At 57.1% G+C, this 19900-nt stretch carries 9 protein-coding genes; 4 read left to right on the top strand and 5 right to left on the bottom strand.

What is annotated here, in order from left to right:
- Positions 1-194: 194 nt before the first annotated feature.
- The 4 genes from PCO31010_RS22420 (at position 195) to PCO31010_RS22435 (ending at position 6339) form a co-directional block, all read left to right on the top strand.
- Positions 195-635, top strand: a complete 441-nt coding sequence (locus PCO31010_RS22420; RefSeq protein WP_150666223.1) for a hypothetical protein — start codon at positions 195-197, stop codon at positions 633-635.
- 620 nt (positions 636-1255) lie between these two features.
- Entirely contained in the window at positions 1256-2176 is a 921-nt protein-coding gene (locus PCO31010_RS22425; RefSeq protein WP_150666304.1) for a DUF4007 family protein, read from the top strand.
- Positions 2169-5504, top strand: coding sequence for an ATP-binding protein (locus tag PCO31010_RS22430; protein ID WP_150666224.1), 3336 nt, complete (start codon positions 2169-2171; stop codon positions 5502-5504). The genes PCO31010_RS22425 and PCO31010_RS22430 overlap by 8 nt, the downstream gene beginning before the upstream one ends.
- Positions 5497-6339, top strand: coding sequence for a phosphoadenosine phosphosulfate reductase family protein (locus PCO31010_RS22435; protein WP_150666225.1), 843 nt, complete (start codon positions 5497-5499; stop codon positions 6337-6339). The genes PCO31010_RS22430 and PCO31010_RS22435 overlap by 8 nt, the downstream gene beginning before the upstream one ends.
- Positions 6340-6385: 46 nt before the next feature.
- Here PCO31010_RS22435 and PCO31010_RS22440 read toward each other — a convergent pair whose 3' ends face one another.
- Genes PCO31010_RS22440 through PCO31010_RS22460 form a run of 5 tightly spaced genes read right to left on the bottom strand, consistent with a single transcriptional unit; the run spans position 6386 to position 19693 of the window.
- Positions 6386-8413: a hypothetical protein gene (locus PCO31010_RS22440; protein ID WP_150666226.1), complete on the bottom strand. Its 2028-nt coding sequence runs from the start codon at positions 8411-8413 to the stop codon at positions 6386-6388.
- Positions 8410-10773 (bottom strand): sensor histidine kinase, encoded by a 2364-nt coding sequence (locus tag PCO31010_RS22445; protein WP_150666227.1) that lies wholly within the window; start codon positions 10771-10773, stop codon positions 8410-8412. Before PCO31010_RS22445 ends, PCO31010_RS22440 begins: the two co-directional genes overlap by 4 nt.
- A 51-nt stretch (positions 10774-10824) precedes the next feature.
- Positions 10825-16224, bottom strand: a complete 5400-nt coding sequence (locus PCO31010_RS22450; protein ID WP_150666228.1) for an FtsK/SpoIIIE domain-containing protein — start codon at positions 16222-16224, stop codon at positions 10825-10827.
- On the bottom strand, positions 16218-17768 hold the full coding sequence (locus tag PCO31010_RS22455; RefSeq protein WP_150666229.1) for a hypothetical protein: 1551 nt from the start codon (positions 17766-17768) through the stop codon (positions 16218-16220). The genes PCO31010_RS22450 and PCO31010_RS22455 overlap by 7 nt, the downstream gene beginning before the upstream one ends.
- Positions 17765-19693: a hypothetical protein gene (locus PCO31010_RS22460; RefSeq protein ID WP_246184737.1), complete on the bottom strand. Its 1929-nt coding sequence runs from the start codon at positions 19691-19693 to the stop codon at positions 17765-17767. The genes PCO31010_RS22455 and PCO31010_RS22460 overlap by 4 nt, the downstream gene beginning before the upstream one ends.
- Positions 19694-19900: the final 207 nt, after the last annotated feature.

Here is a 19900-nt window from a genome sequence, read left to right on the forward strand (position 1 = left end):
TCATTGATTTTTTGTTGATTTCTTTAGTTGCATCGGTCACGAAGTAGAACATTCATGGCTAGATGGTTGTGAAAGCAACGTCTAACCGTTTATATGAACACTCTTAGATACTTAGGATTCCACGTAGTAATTGAGGTTTTCTCAATGAATTGCGATCATGGCGATATTGAGCAGAGAGACCTGGAATGAACTTGATGAAGAAAGTCCTGATCTGTTTCGCGATGCTGATGTGCGGCGCATCGGGTTCAGCCTTTTCGCAGAGTTGCGCAAACATAGGCGACAGCGATCAGCGTGCTTATTGCTATGCCAGACAAGGCAACGGAAGCTGCGCATACATCGGTAGCAGCGATCTGCGCGCGGAGTGCTATGCCGAGAAGGGCAATGGCAGTTGCGCGTACATCGGCAACAGCGATCAGCGTGCTTATTGTTATGCCAAGCAGGGCAATGGGAGCTGCGCATACATCGGCAGCAGCGATCTTCGCTCGCAGTGCTATGCCGAGAAAGGCAATGGTAGTTGCGCGTACATCGGCGACAGCGATCAGCGTGCTTATTGCTATGCCAAGCAGGGCAATGGGAGCTGCGCATACATCGGCAGCAGCGATTTGCGTGCGCAGTGTTACGCGGAGAAGAGATAAGAGTACGGGGATTGGCTCGGGAAATCGAGCCTTCCCGGCGCTGAAGGGACAGCGGCCACGCTAGCCCCATCAGCCCCCAGAAAGCACAAAGGGTTACGTGAAATCACGTAACCCTTTGTCTTGTTTGGTGCGGCTGCAGGAATGGAATATGAAAAATAAGTTATTGATAAAAAATCATTTTCTACAAAACATAGAGCAGAAGTGCCCCCAAATATGCCCCCAAAAAATTCTTGAAAACACATAGGCTCGACTGTTCGCACCTACTTAACGCCTTCGCGAAATCCCACGCCACTCACGGCAAACACTCAAACACAACTATACGCAAGTTTTCCGATCAATGACGTTTGCAGCAGCGCTTAAGTGGCCAGTACTGACCACCGACGAACAACTGCGCGCTCGGAAGTGCTCTCACCTCGGCAGCGCGCCCAAATATGCTCATGACCATCCCCCCCCTAACTCATTCGGTCACGGTGAATTTCGGGCGCGATCGCCGCACGACCTCATAATGCGCCAGAAAATTTGATTTGTCCGTGTCACGTCCCAGAGAACTGTGTTTATATACAGTCTCCGATACACTATCGAACTGGTGACTTCCACCAGTTCGAGTTAAGATGACGGACATGACTGCCATGCAAAAACTCTATCGGGGTACGCCTGTCCATTTCTCGGGTCATGAAACATTTCCTTTGCGGCAAATGTGGCTCAAGAAAGCTTTCGACCAAGCTTGCGACGGAAATCTCGTTCCGAAATCGGCGTTCGCCGATGAGAAAGCTATCGCAAAATTCGGTGTTGGAAAGAATATGGTCGCGTCAATCCGGCATTGGGCCTTGGCTTGCGGCGTAATGTTTGAGGACGGTGACAGCTTTCGGCTCCACAGTCTCGCCAAAGAAATACTCAATGACGATGGGCTAGACCCTTACGCTGAGAATCCGTCGACGGCATGGCTAGCCCACTGGCAGCTTGCAGGCCGCTGCTTTCGCTCGACCACGTGGCATTGGCTATTCAACCATGTTACGGCACCCACATTCACACGCCAAGAGCTAGAAGACCCCTTGGCCCGCTACGCTCGCGAACTAGATCCAAAGCATCGGCTGTCCAACGCGACGATTTCACGTGATTTAGAGACTTGCCTGCGCAGCTACGCACCGCGCGCAGCAGGCGGCTCCCCCGAAGATTTCGCAGAACCGCTCTTGGGTGAATTGGGCCTCCTGCAGGAGGTCCACAAGGGCCAATACGCTTTTCGCCGCGGCCCGAAGGCCTCGTTGCACAATGGCATCTTCGCCTATGCCCTAGTGGACTTCTGGAATCGAGAGGCCGAGGGGCAAAGTTCGCTGGCCTTCGAAGACGTGGCCTACGCGGAGGGCTCGCCGGGACGGGTCTTTAAGCTCGACGAGGAGTCGATCGCCCAACGGCTGATTACTCTCTCGGACTTCACGAAACACAAGATCGAATGGACAGATTCGGCTGGACTTCGCCAAATTCACCGCAAGGACTTGTCCAAGGAAGACGTCAAAAACATGATCAGGCGCGCCTATGACTGACAAGAAATTAGAGGCGCTTTCGGACATCGTCCAAATTTCGCGCCAATACCAGCGCTCTATCCGTGTCGACGCCGATATCGGCCGTGCCGACGCATTCGCCGGTTACATATGCCACGCGACCGCGGCTTCGGTAATCGATGGCATGTGCATGCAACTTTCGAGCACAAACCAACGGTGTTTTACCTGGACAGGGCCGTTTGGCGGCGGCAAGAGCTCATTAGCCGTCACAATGGCGAGCGCGCTGCATCCCAACAAGAATCTCCGGACGAAAGCCCGCGAAGCATTGTCTCTCCGCCTCAAACCGGTTTTCGACAAGGCATTCCCGGTGCACAAAGGCTGGCTACTGATTCCGACCGTAGGCCGGCGCGGTAGTGTCGTAGCGGAGCTTCATACCGCCCTTCGCCGTGCGCAGGGTAAGACCGTCGACGGCCGCAGCAAGCCGAATGCCCAATCACTAATCGCAGACTTGCTTGAAGAAGCCAAAAGTCGCCCTCATGATGGCGTGCTAGTCGTCATCGACGAAATGGGAAAGTTTTTGGAGGCCTCTGCCTTGGGCTCCGGAGACGATGTCTACTTCTTCCAAGAGCTTGCTGAGGCCGCCGCTCGCGCTGAAGGTCGCTTGGTGGTCGTTGGCGTCTTGCATCAGTCTTTTGCGCAATATTCAGCTCGCCTAGGCATCGACGCCCGCGATGACTGGGCCAAGATCCAAGGCCGCTATGTCGACCTCCCTTTCGTCGCCGCGAGCGACGAGGTCGTCGAGCTAATTGGTCGAGCAATTGAGGCCAAGGAACGCCCGCTTTGGATGTACGATGCATCCAAGACGATCGCTGAGGCAATTCGTTCACGCCGGCCCGCCGTGGGAGAGAACTTCGCTCAGGCTTTAGCGACCTGCTGGCCGCTGCACCCCGCCATGGCTGCGTTGTTAGGCCCGATCTCCAAGCGACAATTTGGGCAAAACGAGCGCAGCACATTCGGCTTTCTATCGTCAGTGGAGCCGCATGGCTTTCGCTCCTATTTAAATTCGACGCTTAAGAGCGATGCAAGTTGGTATCGCCCTAGCGACTATTGGGACTACCTGCGGTCGAACTTAGAACAGGCGATTCTCGCTTCCCCCGACGGGCATCGCTGGTCGCAGGCCGTCGAAGCAGTAGAACGAGCAGAAGCCAAAACGGGCGATGCGATGCTCGTGTCGTTAATCAAGAACATCGCTGTTATCGATTTGTTCCGTAACGGCTCCGGCCTCGCAGCTGACGCCACAGTAATCAGCGCTCTCTTCTACGACAAGACGCGCGACGAGCTCGATGCTGCACTGGCGAAACTCAGCTCGCTCAAAGTCGTCCTATTCAAGAGCTACACCGGCGCTTGGTCCGTGTTCGAGGGTAGCGACTTCGACATCGACGCAGCTGTCACTCAAGCTCTTGCCGCTTCGCCTGGCATCGATTACGCTCGGCTCGCGCAGCTTGTGGACCTCCATCCAGTAGTCGCTAAGCGGCACTATCATAAGACTGGCACCATGCGCTGGATGGAGCTATCACTTTGCAGCATCGAGCAGGCCGAAAAAATCGCCAGCAACTTCCAGCCGAAGAAAGGTGAGTTCGGTGCGTTCATCCTGGCTCTGCCGAGCAAAGGTATGAGCCAGCGAGCCGCAAGCATTCGAGCGGCAGACTGCTCAAAGCTGTATCCTTGGCCTGTGATGGTGGGTATCCCCACTAACCACGCTCGTATTTCCACGCTTTCTGCTGAGCTGGTGGCTTTAGAACAAGTCAAAGAGCGGCACGAGCTCCCCGGTGACCCCGTTGCGCGTCGCGAGGTCTATGCGCGGTTGGCAGCGACGCGCGCAGATCTTGAGGACCAGCTGCAAACTGCGGTGTTCAGGGCCAAGTGGCACAAGGGCGCACATCAGATCTTGGAGCCTGGCGAGAAACTCTCCCCCGAAGCATCGATGCTCGCCGATGAGCTATTTTGCCATTCGCCCCCGGTGTGGAGCGAATTGGTTAACCGCGATAGTGTGTCAAGCAACAGCGTAAAGGCCCGCCGTGAACTATTGCACGCAATGATCAATGCTGAGGGCAAGGAAGCCTTGGGCTTTGAGGGCTTCCCAGCAGAGCGCGGCCTCTACGAGACGCTGCTCAAAAGCACGGGACTTCATCGCCAAGACGAGTCAGGCGCCTGGCGTTGCATGCCTCCTGGCGACGGGTTCTCCGAAGGCTTCGCGCCGCTGTGGGACGCTACTCGCTCGCTCTTCTCCGACGTCAATGCCCGCGTCGGTGTGCACGAGATCTATGCGTTGTGGAACGCGCAGCCCTTTGGCATGAAACGCGGCATCCAACCTGTGGTACTCACAGCCTTCCTTCTCGCTCATAAAGCAAACATTGCCGTATATAAAGACGGGATGTTCGTGCCGCGGCTCACCGATTTCGATATCGACGAGTGCTTACAAGATCCCGATCGCTTCTCGCTACGTTGGGTCGCCATCGACGAAGACAAGAATCAGATTCTCAATGGCATATCCAGCCTCTTAACTGAGATAGGGGAAGTCTCGGGTGCCACAGACCCGCTTGAAGCGGCCCGCGGCTTAGTGGCGATGGTATTCAACTTACCCGAGTGGACCCGACGGACCTCCCATCTGGGGCAGACGGCCAAGGAGATGCGCGACATGTTCCTTAAGGCCAACGATCCGCACAAGGTTCTGTTTGTCGACCTTGCGTCTCTCTTGGGCGCAACTGACGGCAAGACCTATGTTGAAGCGTTGCGCGCACCGCTGCAGGAGCTCGCCGGCGCCTACGGCAAGATGCTCGCCGAAGTCGAAGCCAAGATGCTATCCGCGCTCGACGCGAGCATCGATGACCTCGATGCGTTACGAGCACGCGCTCGTTCAGTCTCGGGCATCTCAGGCGACTTGCAGATGGATGGCTTCGCTACGCGTCTTGCCAACTTCGACGGTTCACGGGCCTCGCTCGAAGGCATACTTAGCCTTGCGGCCGAGAAGCCCCCGCGCGACTGGGTGGATCGTCATATCGACGCAGCGATTTTGGAGCTGGCCAAGTCCGCGCGCCGCTTCCGCGAGGCAGAGGCCTTCGTGGCGGTGCAAGGTCGGCAAGCGCACAGCGAGGCCATTGCCGTGGTCATCGGTGCGGGCTCGGACACCCAAACCATCTCGCGCTCGTTCGCGATATCGGAACGCCATCTCCAGACAGTGGAGGCCAAGGCCCATGAGATTGCATCAATGCTAGAAGGACAAGGGCTGGAGACAGACGTGTTGCTGGCGATCCTCGCCAAGGCTGGGATGAAGCTGGCATCCATCGACAGGGAGACGGTCAATGGCTGAGCGACACGTTCTGGGGATTTCCGGCGGCAAGGATAGCGCGGCGCTAGCTGTCTTTATGCGCGAGCGTCATCCCGAGCTAGACATCGACTACTTCTTCACCGATACCGGTGAAGAATTACCCGAGGTCTATGAATTCCTCGGGAAGCTCGAAGGCCGGCTTGGCAAACCCATTCTGCGACTAAACCCTGATCGCGACTTCACCTTCTGGCTACGACAGTACAACCACTTTCTGCCCAACCCCAATGCGCGCTGGTGCACCCGAAAGTTGAAGCTGGCCCCTTTCGAGAACTGGGTGAGACCCATGCTGGCAGCGGGCGATAAAGTCACGTCGTATGTGGCTATCCGCGCCGATGAGGATTATCGCGAGGGCTACTCGGCCAAAGCCGATAACCTATTTGTCAAGCTACCGTTCCGAGAGGCGGGTATCGACAAGGTCGGCGTGATTGACATCCTGGAGAACTCCGGCGTCGGCTATCCCAAGTATTACGAGTGGCGATCGCGCAGCGGATGCACCTTCTGCTTCTTCCAGCAGAAGATCGAATGGGTCAGGCTGCGCGAGCAGCACCCTGAGGCCTATGAGGCTGCCAAGGCCCTCGAAAAGAATGCCTTGGAGCATGGTTCGCCCTTCACCTGGTCCAAGGACGAATCTCTCAGCGATATGGAGCAGCCTGAGCGCGTGGCGGAGATCAGGGCGGAATACGATCTTCGTCGCGAGCGCATGCGCAAAGCTATCCCCATCAATCCGCTGCGGCCCATGAAGGCCTGCCCAGACGACATCGACGACATCTACGGGGTTGATGAAGGTAACGGATCGTGCGCCGTATGCCACAAGTAGGCCTGTATTTCCTTGGTCATTAGGCCCTACGAGTGAATGCGCCTCGCTACCTCTCGAAAATCACCGTAAACTGAGCGCCACCTTGGCTGATGTCTCCACGTTCGAGCCCTTGGTATGCCGCACTTAATGACTCACAATCTCGGCGGCGAATCCTCAAGCCTCCTGGCAATTGATCAAGAGATGACCAGCCGCGACGCAGTGCGGCACAAAGTAAGTCTGCATCGAGAGTCAAATTTATCGTTGCTGCATGATACGTCAGCCAAAGCGCAATCTCGATGGCAGCGTTGTCTTCGAAGCTGTGTCGGCCTTCGTCGAGCAGCACCGAAAAAATCTTGGCTGAACTTTGCGTCCCGGCGGAATCGGTATCGATCAGCGCAGTCTTGCCTCCCGGGAAGCTAACGTGCTGCAAAAAGACCTTTGTCTTGAGCAAACCCGGACGAATCATCTTCTGGGAGGCTGGGCGGGACATCTGGTTGGTGGTGGCGGCGACGACATGGTTAGTAATATCGCTGCGCAGGCGTCCTACAACTCGCCACCCGTCTGCACGCGCACGCCCAATAAACTCGCTGAGAGGCATTGCAACGAGCTCCGCCACATTGATTTGGAGGTCGTACTCCCTCTCGCCTTCTCCCTGCTCGACCCGAAGGCATTTCGCCACCAGATCAGTCGACTTCACGATAGGATTTGAGGATATTTGAAGTTCGCTAGCCTTCGCTGCCACAAATGACAGTGTGCGAGAAGCATCCTTGCTTCGGCTGATCGCATTAAGATCACATTGCTGCGTTATGTGCACCAAGCACCTGCTTCCGTCACTCATCGGCTCTTGAGCAAGGACGCTACCAAAGGGAAGCAAGCGACTGATACTCCCGGCAGCCCCAATCCCACTCCCCTCCTCACCCATGAAACTTGCGGGCAGGACCGAACCAAACCATGTGAAGTGAGAGGCGAAGGCGCGTGTAGTTTTAACATCGACCAATGGCGAGATTAGCCGGTTCTCGATCTTCCCATCCACAAGTTGGGCACGAAACTGTCGATCAAGTTCATTCACGCTGGTCGCAATCTGAGGCTGCGACTCAACGTGGAACAGGAGCTCTCTGCTGAGGAATTCGTTCAAGTGCTCATCGTACGGATCGTCATCGCTGATCGAAGCCAGATGAATCTGCTGCATCGCTGAAGCATCGAGGTTCCACAGCGTTCGCGCGGTGTTCTCTTTCGCTGTCTCAAGCGCCTGAAGCCAGGAAGCCATAAACTGCCTGAGCGCGTGTGCGACGTGCTTCTGCCGGTCCAACTGCTTGAACGCCAACGTAAGGCCGAATTCACGAAACTCCAATTTCATCAGCTTTTCCTTGGGCAACACCATCAAGCCCGCCGCGCTGATCCTTGCCTGTTCGCTAAAGCGAAGCTTGTTCTGCTCAAGCTCCGGGTGCGAGGACATCAGAACGAGCGGAGGAAGCACGGCATCGCCAGCGTTGATCGCTAATTGCCTAAGATAGTCTTGTATCGCGGCGACTGGCGATGCATCCCCTTGTTCTAGAAACAGATCCAGGAACACTGCAGCACATTGCGTGACATCGGCGGTGGAAGGTCTGGGAGCCGAAACAAACTTCAGATCGAACTCTGGCGCTGGGAAGGCACGTTGAAAGACCTGTTTTAGCTCCGCCACCCATTGGGCCCGAGCGAAGAAGGGTTGGAGTAACGCTGTCAGCTGTGGCTGCGCTAGTTGGACGAACTGCGGCGACAGCAAGACGGCGGAAACTGCGGCCTCGCTAGTAAGATAGGTTGCCGCTTCGTCCAGATCCCACCGTGCCGCATCCAAATCTGGTACAGCTTTCGCCACAGTCCAGAGGTTTTCGAAAACGGGGTCGTTTACATCCGCAATCGTGTCATAAAAGTCGGTCGCCAAGCGGCGTACGTGTGACTTCGTAAGTTGATCGAGTTCGTCGTCAACTACAAGGATGACCTTCGAAACAGGATGTTGTGCCGCCGGCGCATGCTGGGCAACGGCATCCGCCTGTAACACGTCAACTGCGTTTGGGATTTCTCGGTTCTCACCGGAAGTGTTCTGCTCGTTCACGCTTCTCGTTCCTTGGGGAGTTCCAAGACGAACGTCCTAAGCCGTCCATCGGCTTCACCGCTCGCTTCCAAATAAAGTTTTCCGCCGTGGTACTCGACGAGTTCTCGGGCGATGTACAGCCCGAGTCCCTTGCCACGCTTTCTCATGCTGAAATAGGGTCGAAATATTGACTCGCCATGCGACGGGTCAATGCCAGGTCCGTTGTCGGTGATCATGACCACGTTTGCGCTGGTATCCAACTCCACCACGATATGGCGACGCTCCTCGCCACGCTTCAAGCCTTGCTGGACCCAATACACGGAGTTGGTCAGCAAGTTCTCCAAAACCTGCGCGATCAGACCACGCACGAGCCGAACCTCGAAAATCTGCGTGCTCGCTAGCTCACCATCCACGAGAACCTCACAACTGACAGAATGGCGCTGGAACCTCGCTTCGAAGCCGCTGACCACCGTCTTCAGTTGAGCGACTACGTTGAACCGTTCGCGACGGTTACGGCCCGACGGGCTCAAGACGTCGACGGAGCTGATTCGCTTGCTGGTAGCCTTGATTTGTGATTGCAGATTGTCGATCAAACGCACCATTGGGGCATCGGCCGCCGTTGCGTTGCGCAGATTGAGGAGCAAATCTCCGGTACTTTGGGTCAAGCGCGTGAGCTCGTGCACGACGATTTCCACAACTAGCCCAATGTTTGCGAGCTCAAGCAACTCTACCCGCGTCTCGCGCGCAAGTTGTAGCGCGCTCCTGATAGTTTCGACATACTCGACCTGAGATTCCAAGGTACGTCGAACCTCCTGGAGTTTCGGCTGCACTTCGGGCGGCAAGGACCGCGCGATCTCCTCGACTGTCACCAGAGTGTTGGCTAGTGAGACCTCAGATCGCTTTAAGCTCTCCTCTGCCGACTCTTCTTCGATCGCCTGCTTGACTTCCACCTGCTTAATCGCGTCGATGTGCGAGCGTAAATCCTTGACGATGATCTCCCCCAACAACACCACCAATAGGGTCTGTTCCGGACAAGATACCAACCGCTCGCGGTTGGCTGCATCAATTAGCCGTGGATTTCCCTTCGAGGAGATAGAGACCGTACCCACGGTCTGGTAGCGGTTCAGCATGAAGCCCTTAGTCTTCAACGCCTTTCCATCCCACTCCAGCCAATCGTCCTCCATCCCTCCCGTCTGACCGACACGAAACCCGTCCCGATAAACGGCGAAGCCGCCGCACCAGACGTTGAGTTCGGCCAGCATCCGAGTTTTGGAGTGATCTAATGTTCCGACGATGAGCGCGCGATTAAACCAATAGCACGACGCTGTAAATGGCCCGAGGTTGCGACAGGTCTCAACGGGTACGCCAGCTAGGGCCGCCAGTTCGTCAAGCGTCCAGGTCCGAGACTCGGCGCTCGCGCCCCCTTTCCAGATCACTTCTCGGCGCAATGCCACCGACTGGTTGTCTTCACCGCTCGGCGTAAAGCTGATTTCGCACCGAAACTGCGCCACCTCCAGAAGCCACGCAGGGATAGGTGTAATAGCGAGGCGATGCGAATTCAGCAGCACGTCGATCGGATAGGGACGCCGGCGGTGGGTGAACGGGGATTGCAGACGACGAACGTACTTGTTTAGAAAATCAGTCACCTTCGCTGCCGACCAATTGGCCAGCAACTCAGTAATATGGATGACGGTACCCTGGATGCCCTCAGAATCTGGTTCTCCGTCCCCCACCTCGAACAGGACATCCCGCAACTCAGCACCGGGTCGATCGAACTTCTTCCAGTCGAATTCGATAGAATTCCAGGACTGCGCACCAGACACCTTTGAGCGAACCTTCGCCACCTGGCCAAGCTTCATCATCGATAGCCGACCGATACCCTTCTCTCCCAAAATCGTACGGTCAGCCTGCGCTTTTTCAATCAGTTTGTTTGGCGTCCCAACCATCATGAACTTGTCGTGCAGCTCGTCTGCAGACATGCCAAGCCCCGTATCACTGACTTCGATCCAGAAGTCATTTCGGAGAAACGCATCGAGGTAGGCGCTCAACTTGACTGAGGAGGCCCCGTGCTCCTTGAATCGCTGGAGATAGGCTGCACGTTGCTCGATTGTCAAGTCCGAAGAGAGCGTCTTCTCTAGCCTCTCGAGGGCGACCGACACTGTCACACGCCCCGTGGAGACCTGTTCACGTACAAGCGCAACAGATGCAGCATCGGCGGGTGCCGAGATTGCAACGACCGTGCGCGGAGACTCGGCGTCAAAGCCATTCTTGATGAGCTCATAAAGCGCCATCTCGTCGGACGTGATCAGTTCTGCCCCGAGCTGCCGCATCGCACGAGCAGCGATACGAAATGGTCGAGCATCACGAGTTTTACTAGTCATGCCACACCTCGGACGATTTCTGAGGTAACGTGTCTGACTTCATACACGCTCTCATGTTTGCTCCTTCGCTATGGCCGCTACGGCGGCTTCGATATCGTGATCCGACAAAAACGGCGCTTGCGCGAAGACCAAACCCTGCTCGCCATTGAGCTTCGCGGCCAAGTGTCCTCGACCGAGCAATAGCTCGGCTCCCGGCCGGTCCAGCGCTATCTTTGATGTCGCCTCGCTGGACACCTTCAAGATCAGACGGTTGCCCAGGTTCTCCCGAAGCTGCATCGGCATCACGTCCTTATCGGGGCGTTGGGCCGCAAAAATCAAGTGGATGCCGGCTGCACGTGCCTTAACGCCCAGACGCTGCACCGCCGCTCCCACCGCGCCCTTGTATGCGTCGTCGAACATCCAATCCGCGAACTCGTCGTGAATCAGGAAGACCATGGGCAGGCGTTCCGCCGCCGAGACCTTGGAATTGTATGTCGGCAGGTCACGAGCGCGCGCCTTGGCAAACGCTTTGTAACGATCCTCCATCTCTTGTACAAGCGCTGCGAGTACCTCCCCCGCCTTCTCTTTGGTGGTGACGATCTCGTCGCGCATGTGCGGCAAGTCAGCCAAAGGGGCGTAGTCGACACCCATCTTGGGATCGATCAAGATGAGCTGCGCCAACTCCTTAGAGTTCGTCGCTGCGATGTCCAGAAGCAACGCCTGGATCAGCACAGACTTGCCGCTGCCCGTGGCGCCGGCCACCAGCGAATGCGGCTCATGAGATGAAAGGCCGCCGAACTCAGTGCCTAGGTTCAGATATAGCAGCGCGCCGTTGATTTCTTGAACGCCTAAGAGGAAGGACGTGTTGATGCCGGCAACGTTGCGGTTTAGCTCGCGACGAGACCACAGCTCCCAGAGCGACACTGCCTGTCGCCTATCCCCAGCGACCGTCACCACGATCTCGCCCGGCTTTGGCTGAACCGTGACAAGGTTGATTGCATGAGTCGTCAGGAGCTGTGTGCGCTTGTTCTCGATGTCTTCGACTCTCAGCCGATCTGAGCCGGCCAAGCGCACCAGGCAGCCATTGGGAGTCAACCGTGTCCCAAGTATCGCGGCCTGGAATCCGTAGCTGTTGAGCGCAGCTTTGAGCTTCTTGGTCACGTCCTGAGCCCACTCCTCTCGCTCCGCGTCAGCTTGGGCTCCACCTCCGAACTTGGAGGCAACGAGGTCCGCGAGCACTGGACCGAAGCTTGCGACTGGAATGGTCTCCGGGAGTGAGGCCAAAGCCGGCATGTCGTCACTAGCGTGGACCGAGGTTTGTGCAGGAGGCAGAGGCTCTTGCATCGGAGCGTTAGCCTCTGTCACGACACTTACGTCTACTGATGTCTCTGACGCGGCAGCCTCGCTTGTTCCGTTGGCGAGCTGCCCCATGGCCGCCAGCCACGGTACACGAGGCGCAGGCCTCTTAAAACTGTAGCCCGACCACGGCTCGTGGGGACCGAGGCCTGCGCGCGCTTCCAGGCTTCCCGCGCTCTTGGCATAGGCCTCAACCAGCTTTCTCAGATCCTCTCGATCGAAGATCTCTTGCCAAGCTTTGACACCGCTCTCATCCAACAGGACCTCTTGCTCAGATGCTGATCGAGAGCCAGCGTCAGAAGTGTGGATGTAAACTTGGGAGTACCCTCGCAGCGAAATCGCGGCGTCGCCCTCGCGAAGCTTCGCGCGAGCTCGCTCCATCAGTCCTGTCATGCCCGGCGGGATGTCAGCATCAATGAGCATGTCGGCTAGGCGCGCGAGCCACACGTCGCGGTCGAGCCGACCTGGATCTCCAAAGAGCGCCTCCCGGAACTTGTCCAGCGTCTGCAGCAACTGATCCTTAGAACTTCGACGCGCCACGGCCAACCCCTCGGCCGCAATGTATTTCGACTCAACGATCGAGATGACCACGCGAATTCCCTCGTCCTTCTCCTCAATGTTGATAGCCAAGATGTCGGCGATGCGACTCTCCGGCTGCGATAGCCAGCTCGCGTAGTCATCGAGCAGAAAGTACGCGGTCAAGACCGGCCCTCCTCTCGCCTGCGCCTTGAACTCCTCTGCCAGCAGATGGCGGCTGAGGACCAGCCCGATCATTTCGCCGGCAGAGACGCCGCGCTTGGCTGCGCGCAGCACAATGTCACCAGAAACCGAGAGCGCATCACGCTTGGCCTTGTCCGCAGCATTACCAATCTCTTCTGCAGTGAGCGAGAGCTTCAATTCTTCGAGGCGGCGGCGCACCAGCACGCCGAGCAAGCGTAGCTCAGATGTCGAGCTCACAATCATGTTGCGGCCATTAGTTGAACCGCGGCGGTAGCGGACGACGGTGATGTCGTTGTGCTGAAGCTGACGCTTGTCAAGCAGCTCATCGTACGTGGCTACCCATTCGGCTAGGCCATGGGCGTCCTTCATCAAAGCGGCCAGTTCCTGGCTTTGTAGGGAGATGCGGCGAGCCGGAAGGAAGCGCTTGTCCGGTACTGCGTCTGTCTGATTGCAGACGGAGGCTACGGCTGTGACGTAGGACCATCCCGACGCTGTCTGCCATGGGCAAGTCAGGAACGTAGTCGATTTGAGTTCGTCCTCGCCAGAGACACTGCGGTAGGACCAGCGTGAAGGTGCATGCTCCAAGCTCGGACGATCATTCGTCCAAGCGACGGGCAGCCACTCCTCCTTGGCTGAACGGGCAACGACGTCGTGCAAAAAAGCCACGTCAAAGGCTTTGAAGCCCTGCGTGCTCTCGCTAGGCGTAGACGAAATCGGCGAGACCGCGATACGAAGCTTCGAGATGAAGTTATCGCTCGTTTCACTAACTACGGGCAAATCTGGATCGTCGCCCGCCTTGTTGACCAACTCACCGTAAACACGACGAAGTTTCGATTGGTCAGCGTGGCGCACCGCCACACTACATTGGAACTCCCCATCCTCTTGGATTGAAGCGAGCTCGCGCACTGTCGCCAACGGCAGGTCAGCTGCGTCTGCGTTATAGAGCACTACGCTCAGGTTCGATGCTTCATGGGGCTGCAATCCGACGTAGCGCTCCAAAAGCTCGCGGGCCTGTTTGGCTGCTGCGGCCGGATCCACGTCGGACATAGTATTCTCGCCGCCGCGGATAGGCGCCTCCAGAAGGCTGTAGCCGTTAACGGTACTACTCTCGGTCACGAGCTTCGGCGATCCGCCCTCGCTCAGGACGGCAATTTCCGGATAGAACGGATGTGCGATCTCGTCGGCAAGCTCACGCATGAAGATGTCGCGGTCCCCATAGAGAATGCTATCGCTTGAGAGCAAGTGGGTGGCAAAACCTGCCACGCGACGGGACTTCACCCCTAGAGCCTTCATGCGCTCCGGATGCCACGGTGGGATGATTAGCGATGCGTTGTCGCCGGCCACACGCACCGTTCCCACCGCCAAAACCTCAGAGACCAAACGAGAGCGGCACACGTCGCCACGAGCGTGGGTTGCGAGGGTAGACAATAGCGCACCGAAGGACTCCGCCTGACGCATGACGGCCTCACCGTGCAACCCGGTAAGAACGAAATCCTCCATCGCCTTAATGTAGTCTTCCTCAAACTTGTCCCAGGCGCTGCGCACCTCGTCGCGCTGCGCGGAGGTCAGGTAGCCGCCGTCAGCCAGTTTCTTGATTTGGTCTTTGATGTCTTTCCGCAAGCTGCGTAGCTTGTTGCCCGCTGGCACCAGCGAGCCTGCGTCATTCGAATAGGTAGCCTCCAGCGTGCCGGTGTCTAGAAGCGACACGTTTTGCACTCCCCCCTTCTTGCTGACCAGGCGACGCGGCACCTCGGTGCAGCCGACCGCTCCTTTATCCAAGAGTCGGCGCATATCAGCAATCATCGACAGGCCTATCGAGGTGGGTTTGTAACTCCAAAGAAGTTGGGTCTTGCTGATCTTCGTTTCGACGCCGTTAACTACATTTAATAGCTCGACATCAAACTTAATTTGCAAAGCCTGGCGGGAGAGGGAATTGACGGCTTTGAACTTTTTATTGCGGCTCTCGGCGATCTCCCGCTCCTTAGCGATGAAGCGCTCGAAATCGAACAGAGGGTCCGGCAAATCAGCCGCGGTCATGCGCGTTATCTTCCAATCAACCTTGGTGCCCATCAAGTGCGATAAGCCACGATACATTGCAGAAAAGAAGCATCCGGCGTCATGATTGAATCGTTCTCGCCACTCGGTCCGGCCCTTGTTGACGGTGAAGCGTAGAATCCGATCCCCATTGGCGTCGTCGAGGCCTGCATGCAGGTTATTAACCGCGCGCGCAAAGCCGTCGAAGAAATCGTTGCACTCGATGGGTTTGCCGAACAGCGCCTTTTCCCAGCGCGACAGCAGCTTGATATCGCGTTCCAGAAAACGACGGTGGGTGGCGAAGAACTCCTCGTCCTCCGGCAAAAAATCAGCGCGCCGCTCGCGTGACTTCAGATCTTCGAGAAGCCTGCGACCATCCGGTGATAAAGCGTCCTCTTCGTCGCAATCGTGGTCGAAGAAGCGCATAGTGGTGTCAGCTAAGCCCTGCTGTCTTTCCTTGGGCTTGTCAAAGGCCAGATAGACACCTTCAGACTCCCATTCAAACTGAGCGAGCGCCCCAGCAGCGTCTTGATCGCCGGCCGGCGCTGCCGCAAAAGCCATCAGGGCCAGGCGCGCGCCTTCGTCGATTTCGGTGGCGTTGTTCTCGATGCGCTCGACCAACTCGTCCGCATCCAGCGGCTGGCCGTTCTGACGAAGCTTTCTAAGCAGAGGGGCACGTTGGGACAAAAGCTTCAAAAAGGCCTTTTGCCAAGGGCCAAGCGTAGCCCCAAACGTTCTCGCGTTTGAGAAATATCCACTATCCCTGGGCAACCCTGCCCTCGGCAGTGCATAGCCCACTGCATCGCGGATCGGCAGACCGCGGACGGAGATCGCGTTGACGATCTCGGCACAAAACTCGCCGAGTTGCACGAGAGAGGGTTCGGAGGCGTTGAGCAGGCCGCCAATGGCCGCCAGGAAGACCGCTCGGTCGTCCGCCACGAGCGAGAGGCTGCCAGTGTGAAGCGCTGAGTCCACCCAAGGCTGGGCCTCCGAACGTAACTCCTTGGCTCCAATCGGCGAGACGTGCGCAAGCGTATCCGAGAGATTATGCTCGCTACCGCTAGCGGTGAGAATCGCCTCCTTCTCCGTCTCCGCGTTATTGCGCACATAACCGGCGTTCTGCTGGATCAGGACCTCCGGCGGCAAACCTTGTCCCTCCACCAAAGCCTCGGGAATCATCAAATCCATGCGGGCGAACAGATCGGACTTCCCCATGACCGCGCGCGCTACGGCAGCAACTTGACTGGCCGATAGTTTGTCGAGCCGGAAGAGCGCGACAGAATCCCCCACTTGTGCCGGATTGGCGAGGCGCTTAGCAAGAACTTCCGCGCCGACGCGCCCGATGATGCGGTCAGTTAGCATGCGGCCTCCACCTCAGAAAAGAACGGGTTTTCAACAAACGAGCATGAGTCCGAGAGCCTGCGCACCAAACCCAGTCCCACAAGTCGGGCCTCCAAGTTGTCGCGGTTTTCGCTAAGTTCCTCTTGGTCGATGGATTTGGCCTCCAGCAAGCGAGAGCCCTCGGCATCACCGATCAGGAGGCCATACCGGCGATTGGCCTCAACCAGGAATTCATCGAATTGCATGCGGTCTCCGACGATCGCAATCACTATGGATTTAAGCAATCTGTCATTGGGCGCGTAGCGATGTCTCCGGGAGAGCCTGCGCGAGCTGAGTCCAATCGCTCGTGACCAAGCCGCATGGATCTTGCCCACATGCTGGCTGTGCCGCAGCCGCGCAAGTTCTACAAGCGTGGATACCAAGTCGTCCGGGTTACGGCTCGCATATCCCTGTCCATCCTTGTCATCGGAAGGAGGCCATTGGAATGCCTCCCGCAGGAGTTCTATGCGCTCGATGTCCGCAGAGCCTGCATCGATCCACGCCGTCTCGCAGCGGATCGATTCAATATGCGCGCGAATCGCCCTCTCGGGGTAGCCTTGGTTGGCCTGATAGCTGTCACCCGAGAGGGCCCTGATCTTGCGACTGCCCTTGGAGACAATCTCGCAGACGAACTCCACAGCTTCGTCGTCGCCGGCGACACGCTTAGCACGCTCTAAGAAGTAAAGCAGCATGTTGAGGCCGGTGATCGAGATCAAGTGCTCCAGCGCATCGTAGACCGGTATGTCCATCGACAGAATCGTTAGCCAGTCCTCGCAGATCTGATCGAATCGCGGATTAGAGGCTTCTGGCAAGTAGCCCGACACGCGTGATTCCTCTGGCAATTGCGGGGTACCTTGTAAGGCACGCGCGAGTCGATTCATCGGTGTCGAGCGCTCGAAAAGGCGCTCGACTAGCAAATCGCCGAGCTCAGCGCCCCTTTTGGCACGAGTGAGCATCAAGTAAAGCAGCTCGCCAGTGCGCGCGAAGAAGCGCCGATCGTTGCTCATATTGCCCTTCGCATCGATCTGCAGATCCTCGTAAAGGGCATCGAGGCCGAAGGGAAAAGTGAACTTCGAGCTCCACCGCTTGTTGCTGCGCGACTCGAAGGACGAAGAGCGCAACAGTTCAATTGCTTTAGCAAAGTCGTCAAAGCTGGTGAACGCTTGGCGCAGATAGCCGATATCGTCGGCCGTGTCGCCGTTACCTGTTTTGCCTTGGTCGAACTTGTCGAACCACTGACGCCACTTCTCCTCGTCGGGAAGCCGGCTTTCTGCGATGGACTCGACATAAGGGTTGTTGAAAAGAAGGCTGCGCAGTCGAATCTGACGCTGAGGCTTGAATTGGACCGCACCGCCCAAGCCTTCATGAGGGCGCAGCGGCTTGTCCAAATTGGACCCCAGGACGCCCAGGAACTCTAAGACTGTCAAATGCGGGAGCTGTTCATCGTAGAGACGATGGCCCCATATGTTTTCGTCTACACAAAAATCGACGCTCTTGATCAAGGGCCGTTTGATGATCTCGCTCATGCCGGGGCCCTCACAGTCACCGGAACAGTCAAGCCACGGCCTCCAGGTTCGATATCTATAAAGTTGAGCGTCATTGCTGCGTCATCGCCACCGATTTCGTCGTCTGCAACACAGCTTTCACGGACGGTCTCCGCCTTGCGCAAGAGCTTCGCCTTGAAAGCCAGCAGATCTTCGAGACACTCGTTAGAGAAGCTCGCCGGGAGCGCCCCTTCCGCGACGCAGGAGAGGAACTCGTGGCGGATTGGAGTGAGATCGAACACCACGCGGTTCGTAGCGCCTTGTGCAAGCTGGATCTCCAAGTATGGCCGCCCTGTCGTAACGTTTAACCGGAAACTCATACCAACTCCGTTTTGGCGTCGGGCTAAGGTTTCGTGGTCACAGAGCACGCTTACGCGGCTCTGCGTGAAGCCACCAGAGCTTGCGATGAAGATCCGGTCCGAATTCTCCAGCAACAAGCCCGTCAAGACGCGATTAAGACCTCTGGCAATCCGCGCACGGACAGCTTCGTTGACCTGCTTCCTATTTTCGGCCAGCGTGGCGATCATCTCGAGGTAGTCGCCTGCGTAACGGAAGACCGTCATAGCCCAGCGCGAGTAGCCAGGCTCGTCCTTCGGCAATGTGAAGTAGAGCCTACGGCGCTGGTCTTCAAGCATCTTCATGAATTCCGTGGCGCCGCCGTACAGCCGGGCTCCTTCGTGGCCTTCCAGATACTCATCTTGAGCCGCCAGGTAGTTCGCCGTTGCGCCGTACGTGGGATCGCTCGCCACTAGGCGAGTGAAGTCAGCCTGCAGTTTCGAATCATCCTTGCCGTAGACCAGCAGGCCATCAGCCTGATTGGTCGTTTCCTCGCCCACGCCGAAGCCCGCCATAGCCTTGAAGACGGGCCGATCGGACGTCCTGCGCTTGGGAAGGTTAGCCCCGAAGGCGTTTGCGTAGATACTAGCTTTGCTAACGTTGCCCGCCTCTTGAATCTTCGCAACGTCAGCGCACGTCATAAGGTTCTCTTTCGCCCCCTTGACGTCGGAATATCCGAGGACCATGTTCGAGCACAGCGCGAGCAGGTCACGCACCGGCAGATGTAAACCGTTAAGGCGAGCAATCTCGACCAGATCGCCCAAACGTCCCGCGAGTTGACCTCCGTCAGCCTCGCCGAGCAGTCGGCGGCGGTTCTCATCGATCGGACAGACCTTCTCGCCGACATTTAGGGAGCAGTGGGCGCAGTTGTCCCACTCAGGATGCCCCGCCACCGCTCTAGCTACTTCTTCAAGGGTCTTGCGGGTGGTCGTGCGACTGAGGTCAAAAACTGCCAGGCGATCAGGAGCTGGGCCAGCTTGCAGAAAACACTTTTGCAGTGGGGTGCGCAACGGATGCCTGCCACCCTGGCGCTTGTCCAGATTGCGCAAGCGGTCGAGGATCTGTCCGTGGTTAGCTGCCAGGATCACAATCTCGGAGTCGTCACCGCCCAGCACCGATTTGTCGAGGCGTTGGAGCGGCAAGTCACTCTCTTGTCCGTTGAACTCTGAGAGATCTTTGACAAAGACAGCTAGGCGACCATCGTTCAGTCGCAGTTCCTTAACATTTCCTTTGGCGGCCCAAATCTTGGGATCGCCCCCCAAACGCGTCCAAAGGGACCTACAGTGGTAGGTCTTGCCGTCGCCCGCAGCGCCAGCGATCAGCATCGAGCCCGGTGCCTTGGACTCGATATGTTTGACCATGTCTTCCAGTAGCGGTGCCGACAAATTGATCGGTTGGACATTGGCCCGTCGGAGAGCACTCAACACGTGCTCGTCGAACAACGTCAGGTTCTGCGGCGTTGGGCCATAGCTACGCAAAAAACGCACCCAAATGCTGGCTGGCGGCACTCCGCCCTCCCCCGAGCCCTGCGGGCTGCCATTTGCCATTTTGCTTCCCCATTTGATTGTCATTCTCCACGCGGCACTCACCTCTCTTCGGGCAGGAATCAGCCGGGTGCGATCGCCGCTATCTCAACTCCATCCAACGTCGGAGTATTGCGTAGTCATGGATTGTAGCAGTGCGTCTCAAGATGCGGAATTTGGTGCTCTTTCACGCCAATAATCGAGTCAATTCACTTATCAAAAAAAACATAACTCAAAACTTAAATATCAAATAAT

The sequence above is a fragment of the Pandoraea commovens genome (assembly GCF_902459615.1).
Lineage (GTDB): Bacteria > Pseudomonadota > Gammaproteobacteria > Burkholderiales > Burkholderiaceae > Pandoraea > Pandoraea commovens.